Origin of the sequence: Paraburkholderia sp., assembly GCF_049581445.1 — a bacterium.
Classification (GTDB): Bacteria; Pseudomonadota; Gammaproteobacteria; order Burkholderiales; family Burkholderiaceae; genus Paraburkholderia.
In genome coordinates this window covers 55,310-75,658 of record NZ_JBAURZ010000199.1, presented here as the reverse complement: position 1 = coordinate 75,658, position 20,349 = coordinate 55,310, and the positions used below count along the sequence as shown (strand labels likewise).

Annotated in this window: 19 protein-coding genes; 8 read left to right on the top strand and 11 right to left on the bottom strand. The window is 59.9% G+C overall.

Annotated elements, in window-relative coordinates:
• Positions 1–81: 81 nt before the first annotated feature.
• Together WCA85_RS17700 and WCA85_RS17695 are read left to right on the top strand one after the other, a co-directional pair.
• Complete coding sequence (locus WCA85_RS17700) at positions 82–1,188, top strand: VTT domain-containing protein (protein ID WP_424066029.1); 1,107 nt, start codon at positions 82–84, stop codon at positions 1,186–1,188.
• A gap of 169 nt (positions 1,189–1,357) precedes the next feature.
• Complete coding sequence (locus tag WCA85_RS17695) at positions 1,358–1,561, top strand: cold-shock protein (protein ID WP_074266324.1); 204 nt, start codon at positions 1,358–1,360, stop codon at positions 1,559–1,561.
• 221 nt (positions 1,562–1,782) lie between these two features.
• Here WCA85_RS17695 and WCA85_RS17690 read toward each other — a convergent pair whose 3' ends face one another.
• Positions 1,783–2,442 carry an H-NS histone family protein gene (locus WCA85_RS17690; RefSeq protein ID WP_424066026.1) on the bottom strand — a complete coding sequence of 220 codons (660 nt, stop codon included), beginning with the start codon at positions 2,440–2,442 and terminating at the stop codon, positions 1,783–1,785.
• 591 nt (positions 2,443–3,033) lie between these two features.
• Here WCA85_RS17690 and WCA85_RS17685 point away from each other — a divergent pair.
• A complete protein-coding gene (locus tag WCA85_RS17685) occupies positions 3,034–4,323 on the top strand; it encodes an Nramp family divalent metal transporter (protein WP_424066025.1) in 1,290 nt (429 codons plus the stop codon).
• Positions 4,324–4,343: 20 nt separating this feature from the next.
• Here the strand turns inward: WCA85_RS17685 and WCA85_RS17680 are convergent, their stop codons facing one another.
• Complete coding sequence (locus tag WCA85_RS17680) at positions 4,344–5,285, bottom strand: LysR substrate-binding domain-containing protein (protein WP_424066127.1); 942 nt, start codon at positions 5,283–5,285, stop codon at positions 4,344–4,346.
• Positions 5,286–5,662: 377 nt separating this feature from the next.
• Between WCA85_RS17680 and WCA85_RS17675 the strand changes: the two genes are divergently transcribed.
• Positions 5,663–7,249: an inorganic phosphate transporter gene (locus WCA85_RS17675; RefSeq protein WP_424066023.1), complete on the top strand. Its 1,587-nt coding sequence runs from the start codon at positions 5,663–5,665 to the stop codon at positions 7,247–7,249.
• A 117-nt stretch (positions 7,250–7,366) separates the two neighbouring features.
• Here the strand turns inward: WCA85_RS17675 and ppk2 are convergent, their stop codons facing one another.
• Both ppk2 and WCA85_RS17665 read right to left on the bottom strand, forming a co-directional pair.
• Complete coding sequence (ppk2, locus tag WCA85_RS17670) at positions 7,367–8,293, bottom strand: polyphosphate kinase 2 (RefSeq protein WP_424066021.1); 927 nt, start codon at positions 8,291–8,293, stop codon at positions 7,367–7,369.
• 184 nt (positions 8,294–8,477) lie between these two features.
• The gene (locus tag WCA85_RS17665) at positions 8,478–8,858 is read right to left on the bottom strand and encodes a VOC family protein (protein ID WP_424066020.1); all 381 of its coding nucleotides are present in this window, start codon (positions 8,856–8,858) and stop codon (positions 8,478–8,480) included.
• A 346-nt stretch (positions 8,859–9,204) separates the two neighbouring features.
• Here WCA85_RS17665 and WCA85_RS17660 point away from each other — a divergent pair, with 346 nt between their 5' ends.
• Complete coding sequence (locus tag WCA85_RS17660) at positions 9,205–9,891, top strand: gamma-glutamylcyclotransferase (protein ID WP_424066018.1); 687 nt, start codon at positions 9,205–9,207, stop codon at positions 9,889–9,891.
• A gap of 248 nt (positions 9,892–10,139) precedes the next feature.
• Here the strand turns inward: WCA85_RS17660 and WCA85_RS17655 are convergent, their stop codons facing one another.
• Positions 10,140–10,598, bottom strand: a complete 459-nt coding sequence (locus WCA85_RS17655; protein WP_424066017.1) for a hypothetical protein — start codon at positions 10,596–10,598, stop codon at positions 10,140–10,142.
• A 3-nt stretch (positions 10,599–10,601) separates the two neighbouring features.
• Here WCA85_RS17655 and WCA85_RS17650 point away from each other — a divergent pair, with 3 nt between their 5' ends.
• From WCA85_RS17650 to WCA85_RS17640, 3 genes are all read left to right on the top strand, one after another.
• The gene (locus tag WCA85_RS17650) at positions 10,602–11,033 is read left to right on the top strand and encodes a hypothetical protein (protein ID WP_424066015.1); all 432 of its coding nucleotides are present in this window, start codon (positions 10,602–10,604) and stop codon (positions 11,031–11,033) included.
• A 184-nt stretch (positions 11,034–11,217) separates the two neighbouring features.
• Positions 11,218–12,231, top strand: coding sequence for a D-cysteine desulfhydrase family protein (locus WCA85_RS17645; RefSeq protein ID WP_424066013.1), 1,014 nt, complete (start codon positions 11,218–11,220; stop codon positions 12,229–12,231).
• 94 nt (positions 12,232–12,325) lie between these two features.
• The gene (locus WCA85_RS17640) at positions 12,326–13,369 is read left to right on the top strand and encodes a S1C family serine protease (protein ID WP_424066011.1); all 1,044 of its coding nucleotides are present in this window, start codon (positions 12,326–12,328) and stop codon (positions 13,367–13,369) included.
• A gap of 94 nt (positions 13,370–13,463) precedes the next feature.
• Here WCA85_RS17640 and ggt read toward each other — a convergent pair whose 3' ends face one another.
• The 6 genes from ggt to WCA85_RS17610 all read right to left on the bottom strand — a co-directional run bounded on the left by ggt (position 13,464) and on the right by WCA85_RS17610 (position 20,218).
• On the bottom strand, positions 13,464–15,191 hold the full coding sequence (ggt, locus tag WCA85_RS17635; protein WP_424066009.1) for a gamma-glutamyltransferase: 1,728 nt from the start codon (positions 15,189–15,191) through the stop codon (positions 13,464–13,466).
• A gap of 116 nt (positions 15,192–15,307) precedes the next feature.
• The gene (locus WCA85_RS17630; RefSeq protein ID WP_424066007.1) at positions 15,308–16,711 is read right to left on the bottom strand and encodes an MFS transporter; all 1,404 of its coding nucleotides are present in this window, start codon (positions 16,709–16,711) and stop codon (positions 15,308–15,310) included.
• 202 nt (positions 16,712–16,913) lie between these two features.
• The gene (locus tag WCA85_RS17625; RefSeq protein WP_424066005.1) at positions 16,914–17,678 is read right to left on the bottom strand and encodes an NTP transferase domain-containing protein; all 765 of its coding nucleotides are present in this window, start codon (positions 17,676–17,678) and stop codon (positions 16,914–16,916) included.
• A 24-nt stretch (positions 17,679–17,702) separates the two neighbouring features.
• On the bottom strand, positions 17,703–18,707 hold the full coding sequence (locus WCA85_RS17620; RefSeq protein ID WP_424066003.1) for a flippase-like domain-containing protein: 1,005 nt from the start codon (positions 18,705–18,707) through the stop codon (positions 17,703–17,705).
• Entirely contained in the window at positions 18,704–19,537 is an 834-nt protein-coding gene (locus WCA85_RS17615; protein WP_424066001.1) for a HalD/BesD family halogenase, read from the bottom strand. The genes WCA85_RS17620 and WCA85_RS17615 overlap by 4 nt, the downstream gene beginning before the upstream one ends.
• Positions 19,538–19,540: 3 nt before the next feature.
• Entirely contained in the window at positions 19,541–20,218 is a 678-nt protein-coding gene (locus WCA85_RS17610; RefSeq protein ID WP_424065999.1) for a CDP-alcohol phosphatidyltransferase family protein, read from the bottom strand.
• Positions 20,219–20,349 lie beyond the last annotated feature (131 nt).

The following is a 20,349-nucleotide window of genomic DNA, read 5'->3' as shown; positions in this document are numbered from 1 at the left end:
AAAACGTGCTGATGTCTGCTCAAATGTCCTAAACGCAGGGACAAACGTCGGCGAGCGGACCCACTCGCTACGACGGCAATCGTGGCCTCAGGAGTACTGCAATTGATAGAGTTTCCGCAATCGGAAATTTCGACCTGGGGCGGCGGGGTCGTCTTTCTAAACGTCCTTCTTACTCGCCTCGGCGTACCTATCCCAGCAGTGCCCGTGCTTCTGTTTGCGGGAACCGCTATTGCAAACGGCACGCTGTCCTTCTGGTACGTGCTCCCCGCCGCGTTAGTGGGTGCGCTGATCGGCGACGGTATCTGGTTCGCCGCGGGGCGTCTTTACGGTCAACGGCTCATCAACTCGCTTTCACGGATGTCGATGGCCGTCGGCAACCATGTACGGACTGCGCGCTCGATGTTCGAGCGGTACGGGGCGCCGATTGTATCGGTATCCAAATTCATTCCTGGCCTCGCCATCGCAACGCCTCCCTTGATGGGTACCACGTGTGTCGACCCGAGAATCTTCCTCGCCTGGGATCTGGTAGGTGCCGCCCTGTGGGCAACATTCTGGCTGCTGGGCGGTGCTCTTTTTGAAAAGCAGCTTGCGCTGTTTGTGCTTGAAGTGCGCGCGCACGGCGCGACCGTCATTGATCTCGTGCTCGGCGCATCGCTCATTTACTTCGTGTTTCGCTGTATCCAGCGGTGGCGCTTTAGACGATGGCTGGCTCGGGTTCGCCTGACGCCGCAGCAACTCGAGGCGGCCATGCACTCCGAATCGCCACCCATCATCCTCGATGCCCGCCCGGACGAGGCAGTCGAAGAAGCGCAGCGCATCCCTGGCGCACTGCCTCTGGACCCAAGTTCGCAAGCGAATATCGATGCAGCGTTGCCTGCAAATAATCGGGTTGTCTATTGCGTATGTCCAGATGACGCAACGGCCATGCGAATCACTCAGCATATGCGTCGAAAAGGGTTTACGCGTATACGGGCGCTCAAGGGCGACATTGACGTGTGGGCACGCCGCGGCTATTCTCTCGACGCCTTATCTTCAGGGCCAAATGGCCCAGCCCGCAGCGTGCGGGTCCGGGCCGTGCGGGCCGTAACCGGTGGCGCCGTCACGCTGCGCGGGGTTGCACCCAGAAAGAGCAACCGCGATCCTGCTCCACTTGACGAGCCGCCCGCAGCTGATGCGCCCTTCCATTAGACAAGCGGATCAGTCACCGCACGATCGCGCTTTTTTAGTGCCGATGACGTCAGGCGGTAACCGCCCTGGTTGTAGATTGTCATTTTCCTGTGGTAAAAGGATATTCCGCGCCTAGCCGGGTTTCGGCGACGCGGTACCAACACAACGTCTATTTGGAAAATTCAGGAAAATGGCAACAGGTACAGTGAAGTGGTTCAACGATGCAAAGGGCTTTGGTTTCATTACGCCGGACGGCGGCGGTGAAGACCTGTTCGCGCATTTTTCTGAAGTCCAGGGAAGTGGCTTCAAATCGCTGCAAGAAAACCAGAAGGTCAGCTTCGAAGTGAAGCAGGGCCCGAAGGGTAAGCAAGCGGCTAACATCACGCCGCTGTAAGCAGCCGGAACGCGCGTTCCCGCTTGAACATTGGCCCGCCTTGGCGGGCCAATGTCGTTTTTAGACGCGGTTTAGGTGCGCATGCTTTGGTGGCTGGTGGTCACGGTTAGTAGACCACCGTTGTTGGCCACCGTTATTGGCCACGTTTATTGGCCAAACTAGCGGCCAGGTTCGCAGCCACATCAACGGCCGCGATAGCCATCCGCCCTCCGCTGGCTACACTACGCCGCAACGCTCGCAGCGGCCGACTTGCCAGCCGCCTTTCTACCCGGCGATTTCCTGGCTGTTGCCATTTTCGGGCGCCCCGCCTTCTTCGCGACAACCGGTTTGGCAGCGCTTGCCTTCTTCGCAGCCGGTTTTTTCACTGCCGACTTCGTGGCGGCAATCTTCTTTGCCACCGTCTTCTTTACCGCAGTCTTCTTGACAGCAGCCTTCTTCACCACCCCCTTCACGGCGGACGCTTTCTTTGCAGCTGCCTTCCTGGTTTTAGCTGCCGGTTTGGTTGCGCTTGCAACTTCGTGCGCAGTTGAAGCGGCGGCATCGATCAAATAGCGAGTGCGGTCCTTCACATTCTTGATCCATGCCGGCGGACGCGCATGGCCGCTCCAGGTCGCGCCGGTTTTTGGATCCCGATACTTCGGCGGCATCTTGCCCTTTGCGCCAGCGGCGAGCTTCGACACACCATTGGTTAAGTGACGCCCCGCCGCTTTAGCTTCTCGCCTCGCCTTTGCACGCGCTTCGATATCAGCCGTGGTGAGTCCATGCTTGAGCATGAGTTCGCGAATCTGATTGACCGCTGCCTGCGCCCGCTTTGCAAGCAACACTTCCGCCTGCGCCTGGAGTTTCTTCATACGCGATTGAATTTGTTCGAGAGTGGCCATTACTGCCTCCTAACGTGTGTGTGGTGATGCACTATGCCATGAGCACAGGAATTAACGCTACGATTTGTCGTGTAAACGCGCGCGGCATCTCGTCGTTAAGCAAGCGAGCAATGCTTTTTCATCCATCCGTTGACTATCAATTGAATTGCTTTAGGTGTTTCCAATTGTAAAACGCGGCAAAGGCTAAGCCGCCACCGTCTCCCGCACTCACGGTGTTTCATTAATACAACTGAGCATGCTTTAGTACCACTCCTGATTTCAGAGATTCCGGGATTCAGGCGCTTAAGCATCTTCGAGGCCGTCGCCAAAGTGGACTTGTTCAACGTTGCTTCAGTGGTTCTAAAGAGCGGATCTTCCATCCAAAGACCCGATTTAAGCTTCATGGTTGACGCCAGACTTCGTCCTTAGGCCTCGGCGCGCCTGACCTCACTTCCACGATCGACCATCTGGAATGCGCTGCGCGCAATGGCCGGTTCGCATCAAAAGAACACCCAGGGAGCCAGTGGCATGAATAATGCTGCACCGTATTGACTCGCAGCCCCACACAATCCGCGACACCCTTTCGCGGACTCAACCACTAGAGGTGCGATCGTGGCAAAAGAAGCGCTCGAAGCCGAACTTGTGGTCGAGGACGAGGCGGAGCGGTCATGGACCAAGCGACTAGGGCCCGGTCTGATAACCGGCGCGGCCGACGACGATCCAAGCGGCATTGCAACTTACTCGCAAGCGGGTGCGCAGTTTGGGTACGGCCTGCTCTGGACCATGCTGCTCACTTATCCGTTGATGGTCGCCATTCAGATGATCAGCGCACGCATGGGACGCGTAACTGGCCGTGGACTCGCCACGAACCTGCGACGGCATTACCCGGCTCAGGTTCTGTACGGCGCGGTGATGGTGCTGCTCGTTGCGAATACGATCAACATCGCGGCCGATCTCGCGGCAATGGGCGCAGCCGCGAAGCTCGTGCTAGGCGGACCGGTGCAGATGTATGTCGCGTTGTTCGGCACCGTTACCCTGTTGCTTCAGGTTTTCGTCCCCTACGAGCGCTATGCGCGTTTCCTCAAGTGGATGACGCTCGTGCTCCTCGCCTACGTCGCGATTGCCTTTGTCGTGCCAGTGGACTGGAAAGCCGTGGGCTTAAGCGTGGTAAAGCCGCACATCGAATTGTCCGGCCATTACCTGACCACCGTCGTCGCGGTGCTTGGCACGACGATCAGCCCATATCTGTTTTTCTGGCAAGCGTCGCAGGAAGTCGAAGAGATTCGCTCGGAGCCGGCACAGGAGGCATTGCTCAAAGCGCCAAGACAAGCACGCGGTCAGTTCAGGCGAATCCATCTGGACACCTGGGTCGGCATGGCCATGTCGAATGGCGTCGCGTTCTTTATCATCCTCGCGGCGGCCGCGACCCTGCACGTCCATCACATTTCGGTAACGACATCCGCCGATGCCGCCAACGCCCTTAAGCCCATTGCCGGTCCATTTGCTTTCCTTTTGTTCAGCCTTGGCATTGTGGGTACGGGTTTGCTCGCGCTACCGGTGTTGGCCGGCTCTGCTGCTTACGCTGCGGCTGGCACAATGAAGTGGCCCAATAGCCTCGCGCTTCAGGTCAATCTCGCCAAGCAGTTTTACGCTGTGATCGCGATTGCCATTCTGGGCGGGATTGTGCTGACCTTCGCGCACTTCGATCCGATCGAAGCGTTGTACTGGAGCGCCGTCGTCAACGGCCTGGCCGCTGTGCCGATCATGGTACTCGTGATGCTTATGGCGGCACGGCACGACATCATGGGCGATTTCGTGGTGACAGGGCTATTGCGTTGGGTGGGATGGATAGCCACCGGGGTTATGGCATTGGCCGCCGTGGGGATGTTCTGGCCGGCTTGAGGATGCCTGCCGTGGGTCCCTTAGTGACCGCTAATCAACCGTTCCCGTGACGACGCCGACGGCTCAAGGTTGCGCTCGGCCAACCACACTTCCTGCTGAAGCCAGTCACGAAACAAGGCCAGTTGCGGTAAATCGCCCTGCTCCGGACGCGTCACCAGCCAATACGACTGGTGACCGTCGACGTGCACGTTCAGCACCTGCACAAGTTCGCCTGTGGCAAGTTCGCGGGCAATCATATGACGGTCGGCAATCGTGATCCCGAGGCCATCGATGGCAGCACGAATCGCCATATCGAGCAGATCGAATTCATAGCCACCGCTAGTGTCGATACCCTCGATGCCGGCCGCCTTGAGCCAATGCTGCCACGTCAGGTAACGCTGATCGTCGCTCGCCAGCACATGCAACAGTGTGAACTGATTCAGGTCAATGCCTGGTTGTCCAGACTGCCGCGCAAGGACGGCCGGGGCGCAGACCGCGACGTGCCGTTCGCTCATCAGGAGACGGTTGTCGAAGCCCTCCCATTCGCCGTCGCCAAAACGGATCGCGCAATCGAGCACGCCCGATTCGGCCAGTTTGTCCTCGATGCGTGTCGACAGACTTAGTTCAAGCTCAGGATGCTCGTCGCGCAACCGGCCGAGGCGCGGCATGAGCCAGCGGCTCGCAAAGGTGGGCGGCGCGTTCAGGCGCAGCCGGTTCAGATGGGTTTTTTCCTGAATGCTGCGCACGGTCAGTTCGATCTTGTCGAACGACTGTTGCAATGCCTGCAGCAACAACCGCCCCGCGGCAGATAACTCCAGATGATGATGGCGCCTTTGCAGCAACGGCTCGCCGAGTTGCTCCTCCAACTGGCGTACCTGGCGGCTCACCGCGCTCTGCGTGACGTTCAGAAGCTCTGCGGCACGGGTGAAACTGCCGGTGCGGCCGGCCACTTCAAAAGCTTTGAGCGCGTTGAGCGCGGGCATTTTTCGTTTCAAGGGCGTCTCTAACTGGATGCGACAAACTGGAGCGACATTTTACTCGCTCGCCAAAAGTGGCCGTTCTGGCGACGTATGCGCGTGTGCTTTGCCCATATTCGTCAGAGTGCGCCGACATTATTCAGATCAATGCCAGCTTAATTGATTAGCAGTTCGAAGCTAACCGCACACCCCACCAAGGCGAATAATAGTCCCGGCCTTTATACGCCTTCCCGATGATATAGGCCCGCCTGGTAAGGAAGCGAACTGCTTTGGCGCGACGTGGATTCACGCAGTCGGCAGGCGACACAAATTGTTCACCAAAAAGACACATTAATGAACCAGCATGGGAAGTTCGTGTGTCAACTTTACCTTGGGACAAGGCCATGCCGGAACTTTCGTACCCGCAACCGACCAATTCAACCGCCCGAGGCCGCAGTATTGGTCTGATAATTTTTCTCGCCGTCATTGGCGTCGGCGTGCTGTATTGCATTGTTCACCTCACCTCCGATCTGGAATCCGTCCAGCAGACCAGTTTTCTGCCGTACTTCCTGTTAGGTGTCGCGCTGCTGATCGCACTCGGTTTTGAGTTCGTCAACGGCTTTCACGATACCGCTAACGCCGTGGCGACCGTCATTTACACGCACTCGCTGACGCCTAATATCGCGGTCATCTGGTCGGGCACGTGGAATTTCCTTGGCGTGCTCACCTCGACCGGCGCCGTTGCCTTCGGCGTGCTGCAATTGCTGCCAGTCGAACTGATCCTGCAGGTGGGCAGCAGCGCCGGTTTCGCGATGGTGTTCGCACTGCTGATCGCCGCCATCATCTGGAATCTGGGAACGTGGTATTTCGGCCTGCCCTCTTCGAGTTCACACACCCTGGTCGGCTCGATCATCGGCGTAGGCCTGATGAACCAGATGATGCACGGCGCAAACGGCACGAGCGGCGTGGACTGGAATCAGGCGCTGGGCGTGGGCAAATCACTGGTATTCTCGCCCATTGTCGGCTTCATTCTTTCGGGCCTGCTGCTGCTGGTACTTAAAGCCGTGGTCCGGGTGCCGGCACTGTATGCCGAACCCAAGGGCAGCGAGCCGCCGCCCTTCTGGATTCGCGGCTTGCTGATCCTCACGTGCACGGGCGTCTCGTTTGCGCACGGCTCGAATGACGGCCAGAAGGGCATGGGACTCATCATGCTGATCCTGATCGGTACGGTGCCGACTGCCTATGCGCTGAACAAGGCCGTAACCCCGGCGGAAACTCAAACTTTCGTCGCCGTGTCGCAGCAGGTATCGACCACGCTCGCTAAATATACGCAAGGCGCGGCACCCGCAACCCATCCGCGCGCCGAAGTCGAAGCCTACGTGCGCACCCATCAACTGACACCGGCCACGCTGCCCGCGCTGCAACAACTCACCGATATCATCGGCCGCCAGGTCGGCACATCCGGTTCGATGGCGGGCGTGCCGCAGGACATCGTCGACAACGTGCGTAACAACATGTATGTCGCCTCGGAAGCGATTCGCCTGATGGAGAAAAGCAAGCAACCCGCCTTTGCCGACGACGACCTCAAGGTCATCGACAACTTCAAGAAGCAGGTCGATCACGCCACCAAATTCATCCCCACCTGGGTCAAGGTGGCTGTGGCAATCGCCCTCGGGCTCGGAACGATGGTGGGCTGGAAACGCATCGTCGTGACGGTCGGCGAGAAGATCGGCAAACAGCATCTGACCTATGGGCAGGGCGCCTCCGCCGAAGTGGTGGCGATGTTGACGATCGGCGCAGCCGATGTCTACGGCTTGCCCGTATCGACGACTCACGTGTTGTCTTCAGGGGTCGCCGGCACGATGGCAGCCAACGGCTCAGGCCTGCAATGGAGCACCGTGCGCAGCCTGTTGATGGCCTGGGTGCTGACGCTTCCTGTTTCGATCGTGCTGGCCGCGGGCTTGTACTGGGTGTTTAGACACCTGTTCTGACTGTCATAGCGCGTCACGAAACGTCCAAACGCAAAAGGGGCGCAGTTCGCAAACTGCGCCCCTGTCACAACAGCTGTCACAACCGCTGTCACGCACAACCTGACAGCGTCATCCGCCTCAATACACGTCCGGCACGATCATATTGCTGGGCACCGGCTGCCGGATATATTCATTGTTGTACACACGGGCCGGCAACGTGATCAGCGGGTGCTCAATCTCGTGGTACGGCACCTGGCTCAGCAAGTGTTGAATGCAGTTCAGGCGCGCGCGTTTCTTGTCGACGGCCTGAACCACCCACCACGGCGCTTCTGGAATATGCGAGCGTTGCAGCATCACTTCCTTCGCATGCGTATACGCCTCCCAGCGACGGCGGCTTTCCAGATCCATCGGGCTTAGCTTCCATTGCTTGAGCGGATCGTGAATGCGATTCTGGAAGCGGATTTCCTGCTCTTCGTCCGTGATCGAAAACCAGTACTTGAGGATCTGCACGCCGCTGCGCGCCAGCATCTTTTCGAATTCAGGCACGGAACGGAAGAACTCTTCGTACTCCTCGTCGGTGCAGAAGTTCATCACGCGCTCAACGCCCGCGCGGTTATACCAGCTGCGGTCGAACAGCACCATCTCGCCGCCCGCCGGCAGATGCGAGACATAACGCTGGAAATACCACTGGGTGCGCTCGCGGTTATTCGGCGCCGGTAGTGCAGCCACTCGGCACACGCGCGGATTCAGACGTTGTGTGATGCGCTTGATCGCACCGCCCTTGCCCGCCGCGTCGCGTCCCTCGAAAATCACCACCAGCCGGTGGCCCGTGTGAACGATCCAGTCCTGCAACTTGACCAGTTCGCCCTGGAGCCGGAACAGCTCGCGAAAGTACATCTTGCGCGCCTCACGACTCTCGGTCGAAAAAGCGGCCTCGCCGTCGAGGATGCGGTCGTCCACTTCCATTTCGAGCTCTTCGTCGTAAGCGTCGATGAGATCCTCCTCAAAACGGCGCTGCCGCTCGGCCATTGCAGCGGTATCGGCTCTCGGATCCTGCTCTTTCATCGCTACTCTCCTGGAAACGGGAATGGGTAAGCACGCTGCGCGGACCGCAGCGGCGACCGCACGATTATCGAAGCACGAGGTGTCACTGATGTTACCGGGCAGGGTCTGGCGCACCGTCCATGCTCGCGGAGACCCTAAACGCCTGGCCCATATGATAGCGAGTTTCGAGCACCGCCAATTTGCGTTAGCGAAGCGGCTTCGCGAAGCTCAATTCGTGGCCGTCCGGGTCCGTGATGTGGAAATAACGCTCGCCCCAAGGCGCATCCGATGGCGCGAACTCGGGCTGCAGCCCCGCGGCCAGCGCCTTCTGATAAAGCGCATCCACATCCGACACGTAAATGATGACACGTCCCCACCAGTTGATGGAGCCACGTGCGTCCGCGATCAGGTTCAGATACGACGGTCCAAAAGCAAAGGATGAAAACGTTTCCTGTGGACCGCCAAACTGCAGCGGAAAGCCTAAGGCCTCGTAAAACGGCACGGCGCGAGCCATATCGTGGGTCGCCAGCGTGATCGCGCTGAGCGATTCGATGCGTGGCTCGTCGGGCGGGACGGTCGGATTCATGGCGGAACTCCCTCGCTGGTTGTGAATTACCCCACCACAATACACAGAGACGGGTGAATGGCTACGAAGGCGGCTCGCCAGATGCGATATTTGCGGAACGACCTGTATGGACATACAGTGATCACCCGGATTCTCCACGGTGATGAACGGACACTTTTTCGGCGCGACCTAATGGATAGGCGCGCACGGAGATTGTCGCGTCCGAAGCACCAAAGCGTTTCGCACCTCGGCGTTTATCGCCACGCTCACCTCGGCCATACTGTTGTCGAGTCGGCCCATGTGTATCGCCTTGCCTGAGATGTGTTTTGCTGGGCTGGCGGACAACAATCTTAACGAGGCAGGAACCATGTTGACGCGACAGGCCATAAAGTCGGGCGCATATCTGGAAAACTTCGAAAGCCTTTCAAGCCTTTGGCCATTGGAGCGCATCGAGGCTTCGCTCTCGGAAACCATGCAAGCCCGCCCAGCCGACACCGAGGGCGTCTGGATATTCGCTTACGGTTCGCTGATGTGGAACCCGATGGTGGAGGTTGAAAGACGATCTGTCGCCACGTTGCATGAATGGCACCGCAGTTTCTGTTTGCGAATGCTCGTCGGTCGGGGGGCGCCCGACATGCCGGGGAGAATGCTCGCGCTGGAGCCCGGCGGTCACACCCAGGGCGTGGCGCTCAAACTACCCCAGTCGGCGGTCGACGAGGAGTTGCGCGTCGTGTGGATACGAGAGATGGTACTCGGCTCCTACAAGCCTACCTGGGCGCCGCTAACCTTGGCCGACGGAACCGAAACCCACGCAATTGCATTCGTGGCAGACAACGAACACGAGCAGTTCGAGGCTGACTCGTCTGTCGCTACTGTTGCCCCTCTCATTGGCTCGGCGTCCGGCAAGTTCGGAACAAACGCAGAGTATCTGTTCAGGCTGCGCGATTCGCTTAGCGAATGTGGGTTGCAAGACGCTTATGTCGCGGCCCTCGTCGACGCAATCCTGCTCGCATCGACTCGCGCCGAAGGCGGGCCGTCAGGCAATAACGACTGACCTGGGTTTCGCCCCAAGGTCGGGTCGGCCGTGCTCACCACGTGCGAAGCGGCAGCGGTTCCGAACTGAATTGAAACGTGCAATGAATTCTACGGATTACCTCTATTTAATATGGATCACTATTTATTTTTCAGGAAAAAATAGATCACCCCCTCGCTCGGCGCCCTCACCATCGCAGGTGCAACTGCGAACGCCAATTTCTTTAGCGGGCATGATTCTGTGGCGGTGAGCGTCGGTCGCTGGCTCGCCTACCCGGCACTCACTTTTACCACCTCGACCGTGCGGAAACATTCGGCCAGTTTGCAGTCTATTGTTTGCGGCAGGTGCGCAGCGGCGCAGTTTTTGCTACAGCAAGGCGACAGGCAAGTCGCAAGCCTTGCATGTAAAGTGGCTTGTTCCGCTGCAATCTTGGCCTCATCAACTTGACCTGCACTCCAAAGGAGGGTGAATTGCCGTTGCACGCCAGAAAGATCAAATGCGCCATCCTGACTTCCTGCTTGCTCTTCAGCACAAGCTCGTGGGCAACTGACATTCACTGCGCAAGCACGCAGCAGCCTGCCCAGCGGATCATCTGCGACCATGCGATTTTGAATAACGAGTACGACGACATCTATGAGCAGCAACAAAAGCTGAATCAGCAAGGAAAACTGACGACGAGGAACCTCACCGCCTGGAAGCAGAAGCGAGATGCGTGTACCGATGTGCACTGCATGGATGGTGTGTTCGCTGAATGGAACACGATCAGCAAGAGTCTTGAGAGTGCTGCGGCAGTGCCTCTCGTGACGGCATCTGAAGCGCTGGGGACACTTCCCGCTTCCGCTGCTGCGGCGCCCGTCATGACCGCATCGGAAGCGCTAGGGACACCTCCCGCTTCGCCAGCATCGCCGGTCGCAGCAGAGCCGAGCCAGCTAGCCTCAGGTGTCCCTGTTTCGCGCCAGGGAAGCGCATACGGCGTCGCGCTTCCGCAGGCAGTAGCATCAGACGCGTCCGCGCCGGCTCCCGCTATAGCAGCATCGGCGACCACACGTAGCCAGGACGGAATCCTGTCGGATCCGTTGCTCATCGTGCTTGGCATTCTGCTCGTTATTGCGGCGCTAAGCGTCGGCGGGATGATGATCTATCAAAGAAGGCGCGAAAGATAAATCACGGCGGATTGAGCACGTTGGCGCACGCGTGCTGGAGACGGACGGCTTTGCACTTGCCCGGTACACTTGCCGGACCACCGCTTTCCGAAAGCCGGCATCACGAGAGGCCGCAGTGGGCTAGCATCCCGCTCGTTACAGTGATGAACCGTCTTCTCACATACCCAATCCCACGGAGACTTAAATGGCAGTTGCAGCAAACATTGAGTTTCACCGCTTTCCGCATGTCGAACTGCTGGAAGGCCCAACGCCCATACAAAAACTCGACCGGCTTAGTGCAAGTCTTGGCGGCGTCAACATTTTCGTGAAGCGCGACGATGTCATGGGCCTCGGCGGCGGAGGCAACAAGCTGCGCAAGCTTGAGTTTCTCGTTGGCCAGGCCATCGCACAGGGAGCAGACACGATTGTCACGGTCGGTGCGCGCCAGTCCAACCACGCAAGGTTGACCGCAGCCGCAGCCGCCCGTGCGGGCCTGAAATGCGAGCTGGTCCTGACGCGCGCTGTGCCGCGGACAGACCCTGCCTACACCGATAACGGCAACATTCTCCTGAACGACCTGCTCGGCGCCGTTGTACACGACTTGCCGGGCTCGGCAAACGCATTGGAGTTTGCTGAAGCGCGCGCTAATGAACTGCGCGCCCTGGGCCGCAACGTTTACGTGTGTCCGCTGGGTGGTTCGAGCCCTGTGGGCTGCCTGGGATATGCCCGTTGCGCCATTGAAATTGACCAGCAGGCACAGCAGCAAGGAATTTCCTTCGATGAAGTCGTTGTGCCGAACGGCAGCGGCGGTACACATGCGGGACTTGCCGCGGGCTTTACGCTACTCGGCCGAGGCACCACCTTCGTGAGGGGACATGCCGTCCTCAGTTCTGCGGAACGGTCTACACAAATCACGCTTGAAAAAACCAGTCAAACGCTCGAACTAATGGGCGCTTCGAACCGCATGTCTGAGGCGGACATCAACATTTCCGGCGAACATCTGGGCGACGGGTATGGAATCCCTACCGATAGCATGCGTGCGGCGGTCCGTGCAATGGCATCAACAGAAGGGCTTCTTCTCGACCCGGTGTATGGCGGCAAGGCGTTCGCAGGAATGATTCAAGACATTGAACAGGGCCGGTATAAGCCCGGACAAAACGTTCTTTTTGTAATGACCGGCGGTATTCCGGGCTTGTACGCCTATCGAAGCGCATTTTGAGGCCACTTCGCGACCGGCCAAAGCAAGCGCTGCCGCACCTTGAAAAGCGCTCGGCCGCCCCGCAAGTGGGTTCCCGTTTATCCGGAGCTTCACCATGGGAAGCCGCCCTCGCTTTATCGATGATCTGTCGCGCGCCTCGTCAGAGAGCGCCGGGCCCAGTTCGCCCGCGCCGTCCGTGCTGGGCGACGAGGTTTTGCTCGACGCTTACTCGCGCACCGTGATCGGCGCGCTCGAACGCGTCCAGCAAGCCGTCGTCTTTATCTCCGTCGAACATCGCACGCCCGCCAATCCGCAGGGGCGCGGCACGCGCGGCGGCACCGGTTCCGGCTTCCTGTTTACGCCGGACGGCTATCTGCTGACCAATAGCCACGTCGTGCATGGCGCTACGCAGATTCGTGTGACGCTCGCTGACGGCAGCAAATTCGACGCCGATCTGGTCGGCGACGATCCCGGCAGCGACCTCGCAGTGCTGCGCGTTGGTTCGGCTGAACCCCTGCCCCACGTCGAACTCGGCGACTCCGGCAAGCTGCGGGTCGGACAGATTGCGATTGCTGTCGGCAATCCGCTGGGGCTTGCGCAAACCGTCACCACGGGCGTGGTATCCGCGCTGGGCCGCTCGCTGCGCTCGAACTCTGGACGCATGATTTACGACGTAATCCAGACCGATGCCGCGCTGAATCCGGGCAATTCAGGCGGGCCGTTGATCAATTCGGCGGGTCAGGTGATCGGCGTGAATACTGCCATCATTCCAGGCGCGCAGGCCATCTGCTTCGCCACTGCCATCGACACCGCGAAGTGGGTGATCATGCAGATATTTGCGCATGGCCGCGTGCGGCGCGCCTATATCGGCGTGGCAGGCACCACGACGCCACTTTCGCGGCGCGTACAACGATATTTCGGATTCGATTCGGAAAGCGGGGTACAGGTCGTCGAAATCGTCAAAGGCAGCCCGGCGGCCCTAGGCGGTCTGCGCACCGACGATACGGTCGTCGCCATCGATACGCTGCCCGTCGATGGCGTCGACAGCCTGCAACGGGTACTCGACGCATCGCGCATTGATCGTCCGGTGAGTGTGACCGTGCTGCGTGGCGCGCAACGGCTTGAACTCACGCTGATGCCTGTCGAACAGGCGACCTGACGGGTCAGCTAAGGCGCTGCTTTGCCGTGGCACAGGGAGGGGGGGACGGCGAGCCCGATACTGATCGACGCGCGCACCGCCCTCATTCACATCCTCACTGAATCACGCGCGTCACACCACGGCCACGCGGATCGGCGGCCGGTTCCGGCGTGTCGCCGTTCACCTTGATAGCCTGGATATCCCCACTGAAGTCCTGGCCCTTCAACACGTAGCCCTTCGCTTCGATCTGCTGAGCGAGTTCACCTTCGATTGGCTTATACGGCTCCCAGAAGATGGTATTCGGTGGCAGCAACTGATGATGGAAGCGCATCGCGGCGACCGCATCCTGCAACGGCATATTGAAGTCGTAGATGTTGTTGATCACCTGGAAGATCGAGGTGAAGATGCGCGAACCGCCCGGTGTGCCGATCACGAGTGCCACCTTGCCGTCCTTGGTGAGAATGGTCGGGGTCATCGACGACAGCGGACGCTTCTTCGGCGCGATCGAATTCGCGTCGCTGCCCACCACGCCGAACATGTTAGCCACGCCTGGCTTCGCGGAGAAGTCGTCCATCTCGTCGTTTAGCAGGATACCCGTGCCATCGACCACGACACCCGAGCCGAAATAACCGTTCAGCGTGTAGGTGTTCGACACCGCGTTACCCCATTTGTCGATCACCGAGAAATGCGTGGTCTCGGCCTTTTCCGGCATCGACGTGCCGAGCCCCGGTTGCACGCTCTTGGTATCCGACGGCGCATTGGGGTCGACCTCGGCGGCGCGCTTGGCGAGGTACGAATCGTTGATCAAACGCGCAACCGGCACCTTGTAGAAATCCGGGTCGCCAAGGTATTGCGCGCGATCGGCGAACACGCGCTTTTCAATCTCCGCAATCAGATGCACGTATTGCACGGAATTGAGCGGCACATCCTTGAACTCGGGCGCGATGTCCTCTTTCATCTTCAGCAATTGCACGAGGCCGATACCACCCGAGCTCGGCGGCGGCGCGGTAATCACACGATAGCCGTTCCAGTTGGCCTGCACCGGCTGACGCCACACCGCCTTGTACTGCTGCAAATCCTGCCTGGTGATCAGACCATGACCACGCATCGACGCAGCGATCAGGTCAGCGGTCTTGCCTTCGTAGAAGCCGTCAGCACCTTGATCGGAGATGCGCGTGAGCACCGCAGCCAGCTCGGGCTGTTTGAAATTGACGCCCTGCTTAAGATTGCCGAAGTAGGTATCGAAATTGGTTTTGCCCGCGAAGTCTTTAGCCGCGTCGTCACGGCGCTGCTGCAACTGTTCGCTTACTTCGAAGCCATCGGTGGCGTACTTGATGGCGGGTGCCAGGTCCTGCTTCCACTTTAGCTTGCCGAAGCGGCGCTGCGCTTCCCACATGCCTTCGACTGTGCCCGGCACGCCGACCGCACGATAACCGAACAGGCTCATGCCCTTGATGACCTCGCCCTTATCGTCGAGATACATGTTTTTTGTCGCGGCCAACGGTGCTTTCTCACGATAGTCGAGAAAGTACGGTTTGCCGCCCACGTACAGCGTCATGAAACCGCCCCCGCCGATGTTGCCGGCTTCCGGATAAGTCACGGCAAGCGTGAAGGCAATGGCGACCGCGGCATCAACGGCGTTGCCGCCTTCCTTGAAGATCTGCTCGGCCGCGTCGGCGCTAAACTTGTCTGCGACAGCGACCGCCGAAGCGTCGAGCACTGCCGCCTGTTTCGCCGGTGCCTTAGCGTAGGCTGGGGCGGCTTCGAGGAAAGCGCTTGAAACGGTAACGAGTGCCGACGCCGCGAGCAGGGTTGCGGACAACTTTACTTGGCCCAATGACATTGACTGCCCTCCATGACAATTCCTAAGTTGTGAGGAAAACGTCTGTCTTGCGCTTATAGCATGCAGCACACGGTTTTGCGAAGCGAAGCGCAACGCGCCGACCACAACCCGTCGACTCATGCGCGCCCGCGTCCACCCTTCGCAACTTCGTCGCCCACGCCTTGCGGCAAACGCGCCGTCACCGGAATCGAGCAGACCGAGAACAGCCCCACCACCAGAAACGCTGGCCAAAAGTCCGACCACACGATGGTGGGATGCCCCTGCAGCCGATGCGAAATCTGCAGCACGATACCGCCAATCGTCACGCCGAGCCCCAGCGAGATCTGCTGGATCACGCTCGCCACGCTGGTTGCACGCCCGATATCCTCGCTCGGAATGTCCGCATAGGCCAACGTGTTCAAGGAAGTGAATTGCAGCGACGGGAAGAAGCCGCCAAACAGCACAACGAACCAGATCAACCAGTGCGGTGTGCCTGGAAAAAACAGTCCATAAATCGCGATCGCGAGACCTGCAAAACACGCGTTGAACATCAGCACCGTGCGAAATCCGAAGCGTCCAAGCACCCGCGACGCGACCGCCTTCATGAAGAGCGAACCAAACGCGGATGCACAGGTAATCGAGCCGGAGACGAACGCGGTCATCCCCAAGCCTTCCTGTAATGCGAGCGGCAGCAGAAACGGCACAGCACCAAGTCCAATCCGGAACAGCGACCCGCCGAGCACGCTCGCATGAAAGCTAGGAATCCTCAGCAGGCGCAGGTCGAGCACGGGCCGTTCCACCCGCCCCGCATAGTGCCAGTAGATCAGCAGTAGCGCAGCGCCCACCAGACACATGCTAAACGACAGCGTGTTGGACACCAGCTCGCCGCCGACCAGCGAGAGCCCAAGCATGAAAGACGACGCACCGCCTGCCGACAACACGAAACCGGTCCAGTCGAGCCGCCCTGGATGCGCCTCTCGCACGTTGACGATATGTTTGTTGGCGAGCCAGATACCCAACACGCCGATCGGAATGTTGATGAAGAAGATCAGACGCCAATGCAGATAGGTCGTAATGAAGCCGCCCAGCGGCGGTCCCACAACCGGTCCGAGCAGTGCCGGCACGGTCAGATAATTGACCGCGCGAATGAATTGCGCCTTCGGAATGGAGCGAAAAATGATGATGCGTCCGACGGGCACCATCATCGCGCCGCCGAGACCTTGCACGAAGCGCGCAAAGACAAAGGTGGTGAGCGAACTGGAAGCGGCGCACATCAGCGAGCCCGCCATAAAGATGCCAATGGCCGTGCGAAACACCGTGCGTGAGCCGAAACGATCGGCTACCCACCCGCAGATGGGAATGAAGACGCCCAGACCGATCACATAACTCGTGACCGCCAGCTTCAGGGTGATGGGGCTCTGACCGAGGTCGCGCGCCAGAACCGGTAGCGACGTCACGATCACCGTGCCGTCTACATTTTCCATGAACATCGCACAGGCGACGATCAGCGGAACGATGAATGCACCCAGAGCTAGAGGCATTGGCAGGACAACGGGTGGAAAAGCCGTTGGTGTAAAGCCGTGATTATCGCATCGCCCTTGCGTTAAATGTTACGCGTAAGAGGGATTTGCACCGCACGATATGCTGTGACGGATGGTTGAAAACGCAACGAAGTGCGCGAGGTGGGGAGTAGTACGGCTTCCGCCATGCAGGGCGCATGGCGGACTCAGCAATCAGCAGCGCTTAGCGCGGCGCCGTGACCAGCGGTTGCAGTTGCGGCAGGATTTCGGTGCGGGCGCGCTCGACATCGTTCGGGAAGTCGATCTCGATCCACGGTGCGCCGGTGACGTCGGCCGTATCGAATACCTGACTGCGTTCCAGCAACAGATCGCGCACCGCTTCTTCGTGCGGCATGTTCGCGCGATCGCTGTCAATGTACCCGGCGACGATCTGCGCAAAGCGCTGCGCGGTTTGCTCGCGGAAGCGGAAGAACCCCACCGATTCGCCAATCGTGTCGTAGTCGATGTTGACGGCGAGCTGCTTGCGCAGTTCCACCGGCACGCCGTCTTTCAGACACAGCTTGACGGGCTCGTCACCCGCTTCGAACTCGCGGTCGATCAACAGGCGGTTGACCGTCTCGCCCGCTACCAGTGCGTTCAGGATGCGCTCGTCGTACAGCACGTCGGCATCCATCAGCAGGACATCGCCGCCGCGCGTCAGCGCCTCGGCCACCGTGTGCACCGTCAGCACGCTACCCAGGTCGTAACGCGGGTTGATCACAATCTCGACCGGGTGCGGCCAGTTGATGCGCTTCAGCTCGGCCTCGACCAGCCCCGGCTGAAACCCGAGTGCCAGTACGACGTCCGTCACGCCAGCCGTTTCGAGCATCTGCAGATGCCGTTCAAGCAGGCTCACGCCGTCGAACTGCAGCAGACATTTCGGAAACTGCTCACCCGGCGGAAGCTGAAGGCGCAGGCCTAGGCCCGCAGCGAGAATGATGGCACGCATGCGTGGTCCCTTTTAGAAGATGGTTTAGTCGACAGCCGGCACACGCGTAGCGTGGCGCCGTTGCCAGTTTCGTTCACTGAAATGCAGATACAACAGGCCTGGGAGACCAAGCAGGAGTTCGCGCGCCCGCTTGGCGAGCGACAACGCCAGCGCTGCTTCCGGCGGCAGGCCGACGAGCGGCGCGAGCAGCAGATAACCGCCCTCCTGCACGCCAAGCGAACCGGGAATCGCGAAAGCCGCGCCGCGAATTGCCTGGCCGATACTCTCAAGCAACAGGGCGTCGATCCATCCCACCGGATGGCCGAGGAAACGCAGCGCGAGCCACACTTCCGCCGTGCCGACAATCCAGCCAACAAGACTCAGTGCGAAACTCGCCAGCACGCGTCGACGATCGCGGTAGAGCGCCTGCACGGCGCCATCGACGGCATCGGCGCGAGTGGTGAGCACTGACCAGTCGCGCTTGCCGAACACCTTGGCAAGCACCCGCAGCAGCCGCCCGAAGAGCCCGCGCCGCTGGGCGAAGAAGAACAGTGCGATCAGCGCGGCCAACACGCCCGTGGCGATAAACGTCGCAGTACGCAGATCGTGCAGCGCGCCCTGCGCGGCGTACGCGCCGAACAGCAAGAGCCCGAGTACGGCAAAGACGATTTGTGCCAGTGCCTGCAGCGTTGTGCTCACCGTGATGGTCGCTGCCGCGTCGCGCATGCGCATGCCACGTTGCGTCAGTTGCCGCACGATCACCACAGGACCACCGATCTGACCGGCGGGTAGCAGACTGTTGACCGATTCGCCGGTCCAGCGCGCCAGCAGTGTGTCCAACGGGCGAATACTGTCACGCCGACGGTCGATCAACATGGTGATTGCGCCAGCGTCCAGCACCAGCGGTACGACGTGAAACGCGGCTACCAGCGCAAGCCCCCAACCGGCCGCCAGCAGCGTGGACGTCACCGAGCCGAGGCCCTGCCACGCCAGCAGCGCGACGAACAGCGCCACGCCGATCGACAGCAGGATCATGGCCGCGCGATTCATACGCCGGCTCCCTTCTTCTTGCCCAACTGGCTGAACACCTGGCGAAAGCCGAAGTAGGCCACCGCGTCCTTCATGTTGGAGATGAAACGGCGCCACGGACGCATGTTGGGGTCGGTGACATACTCGAACGTCAGCGACACGCGCATTTCGTTCGGACCGGCCGGCGTGATGCGATGGCGCAGCTTGTCGCCGTCGAAAAACACCAGTCCGCCCGGCGGAATCTGCACTGAACCTGGCACGTCGGGCACATCGGGGTTGCGCGTGTGCAACTCGTAATCAAGGCGGCACGACGATTCGTCGATCACGCCCAGCAGCAGCGTGTAACGGCGGCCGTCGTAATACGACGTGTCGTAGTGCCAGCCAATGTGGTCGCCCGGGCGCGTGTAGTAATACAGCGCGTAGGCGTGCGGATCGTCGACGGGCGACACCATCAGCTTGTCGCCGCTCAACTGTTCAAGCCAGGCAATCAGTTCTTTCGAGCGATACAACTCGGCGATAAACGGCGCGAGCTGGTCGATCATGTGGCGGCTGACGCTGCCGCCCTGCTTGTGGCCCGGCAGATAGTTGCGGTTCACCTCGTCGAGCAGCGCACGGGCGTGGTGCACCAGTTGCGCGGTCACTTCGGGCGCCAAAAAATCTTCGAGGTACAGGAAAGCGCCCTGATCGGCGAAATCCTCGCGCAAACGAGCATTGTCGAACTGGCGCGTGCGGCTCACGACCGCGCGGTCGGGATCCGGCGCAGCCGTCGATGCCGGCGCTGCGGCTGACCCGGCAGCTGTGCGCTCGAATGCGGCTTGATCCGCCACGTTTTCTTCGGCTTGCATACTCATCAACTAACCTGCCATTTGACTGGTTGTGGCAGCCGGCGTAGCGGTGCGCCGCAGCGCACGACGATAGTCCACCACGACCCAGACGGCAAAGAGCGGCGCGCCAATCGAGGCGGCCACGATAAAGGGCGTCACGCCGCTCAGCAAGGTTACAAGCGGCAGCAGGTACAGCACGTCCTCGGTCTCGAAACCGGCCACTGATGCCTGTTTTGTGCCCGACTTGCCTTCCAGGTCCTCAATCCGCATGCGCAGGAAGAAAATGATGGCCACCGCCACGCCCGCCAGCCCACCGAGCGCAACGCCCGGCGCACTATGGCCGGCTACGTGGACCACGCCGATCCCCGTCCCCATGCCGACGAACAGCATCACCGTCACGAGCGCGTCGCAGGCAAGGTCGTAAAAATGACCGATTTTGCTCGACTTGCCGCTGATGCGCGCGAGTTCGCCGTCAGTGTGGTCGACGAAATTCGACAGCACGATCAGCAACGCGCCAGCGTTGGCCCACGCAAACCCGCCACGACCAAGGCACAGTGCGCCTGCGACGCCAATCAGCAAACGCAGTGTAGTCAGGTGATTCGGTGTGACAAACGTGTGAATTAGAGGCGTGACAAGGCGTCGTGCGAGCCGCGCGTCCCAGGTTCGCGGGAGCGGGACATTTTTGGGGAGAGAAGGTTGCGAAGTCATAACCCGGAAATATATACGGGAATCGCCAGCCTTGCATTTCTCCGACGCTTTTACCACGCCGCCCAGGGCAATATCGTGGCAATTGTTAGCCGTCCAGCAAGAATGGCTGAAGGTTGGTAAAGTGCGTGTCC

What these genes read in the sequence shown, in the direction of transcription:
- WCA85_RS17640 (WP_424066011.1), top strand. Translation starts at nt 12,326, where the DNA reads ATGGGAAGCCGCCCTCGCTTTATCGATGATCTGTCGCGCGCCTCGTCA.
- WCA85_RS17665 (WP_424066020.1), bottom strand. Translation starts at nt 8,858, where the DNA reads ATGAATCCGACCGTCCCGCCCGACGAGCCACGCATCGAATCGCTCAGC.
- WCA85_RS17610 (WP_424065999.1), bottom strand. Translation starts at nt 20,218, where the DNA reads ATGACTTCGCAACCTTCTCTCCCCAAAAATGTCCCGCTCCCGCGAACC.
- WCA85_RS17650 (WP_424066015.1), top strand. Translation starts at nt 10,602, where the DNA reads ATGGATGGTGTGTTCGCTGAATGGAACACGATCAGCAAGAGTCTTGAG.
- WCA85_RS17680 (WP_424066127.1), bottom strand. Translation starts at nt 5,285, where the DNA reads ATGCCCGCGCTCAACGCGCTCAAAGCTTTTGAAGTGGCCGGCCGCACC.
- WCA85_RS17630 (WP_424066007.1), bottom strand. Translation starts at nt 16,711, where the DNA reads ATGCCTCTAGCTCTGGGTGCATTCATCGTTCCGCTGATCGTCGCCTGT.
- WCA85_RS17620 (WP_424066003.1), bottom strand. Translation starts at nt 18,707, where the DNA reads ATGAATCGCGCGGCCATGATCCTGCTGTCGATCGGCGTGGCGCTGTTC.
- ppk2 (WP_424066021.1), bottom strand. Translation starts at nt 8,293, where the DNA reads ATGAAAGAGCAGGATCCGAGAGCCGATACCGCTGCAATGGCCGAGCGG.
- WCA85_RS17615 (WP_424066001.1), bottom strand. Translation starts at nt 19,537, where the DNA reads ATGAGTATGCAAGCCGAAGAAAACGTGGCGGATCAAGCCGCATTCGAG.
- WCA85_RS17645 (WP_424066013.1), top strand. Translation starts at nt 11,218, where the DNA reads ATGGCAGTTGCAGCAAACATTGAGTTTCACCGCTTTCCGCATGTCGAA.
- WCA85_RS17690 (WP_424066026.1), bottom strand. Translation starts at nt 2,442, where the DNA reads ATGGCCACTCTCGAACAAATTCAATCGCGTATGAAGAAACTCCAGGCG.
- WCA85_RS17675 (WP_424066023.1), top strand. Translation starts at nt 5,663, where the DNA reads ATGCCGGAACTTTCGTACCCGCAACCGACCAATTCAACCGCCCGAGGC.
- WCA85_RS17660 (WP_424066018.1), top strand. Translation starts at nt 9,205, where the DNA reads ATGTTGACGCGACAGGCCATAAAGTCGGGCGCATATCTGGAAAACTTC.
- ggt (WP_424066009.1), bottom strand. Translation starts at nt 15,191, where the DNA reads ATGTCATTGGGCCAAGTAAAGTTGTCCGCAACCCTGCTCGCGGCGTCG.
- WCA85_RS17695 (WP_074266324.1), top strand. Translation starts at nt 1,358, where the DNA reads ATGGCAACAGGTACAGTGAAGTGGTTCAACGATGCAAAGGGCTTTGGT.
- WCA85_RS17625 (WP_424066005.1), bottom strand. Translation starts at nt 17,678, where the DNA reads ATGCGTGCCATCATTCTCGCTGCGGGCCTAGGCCTGCGCCTTCAGCTT.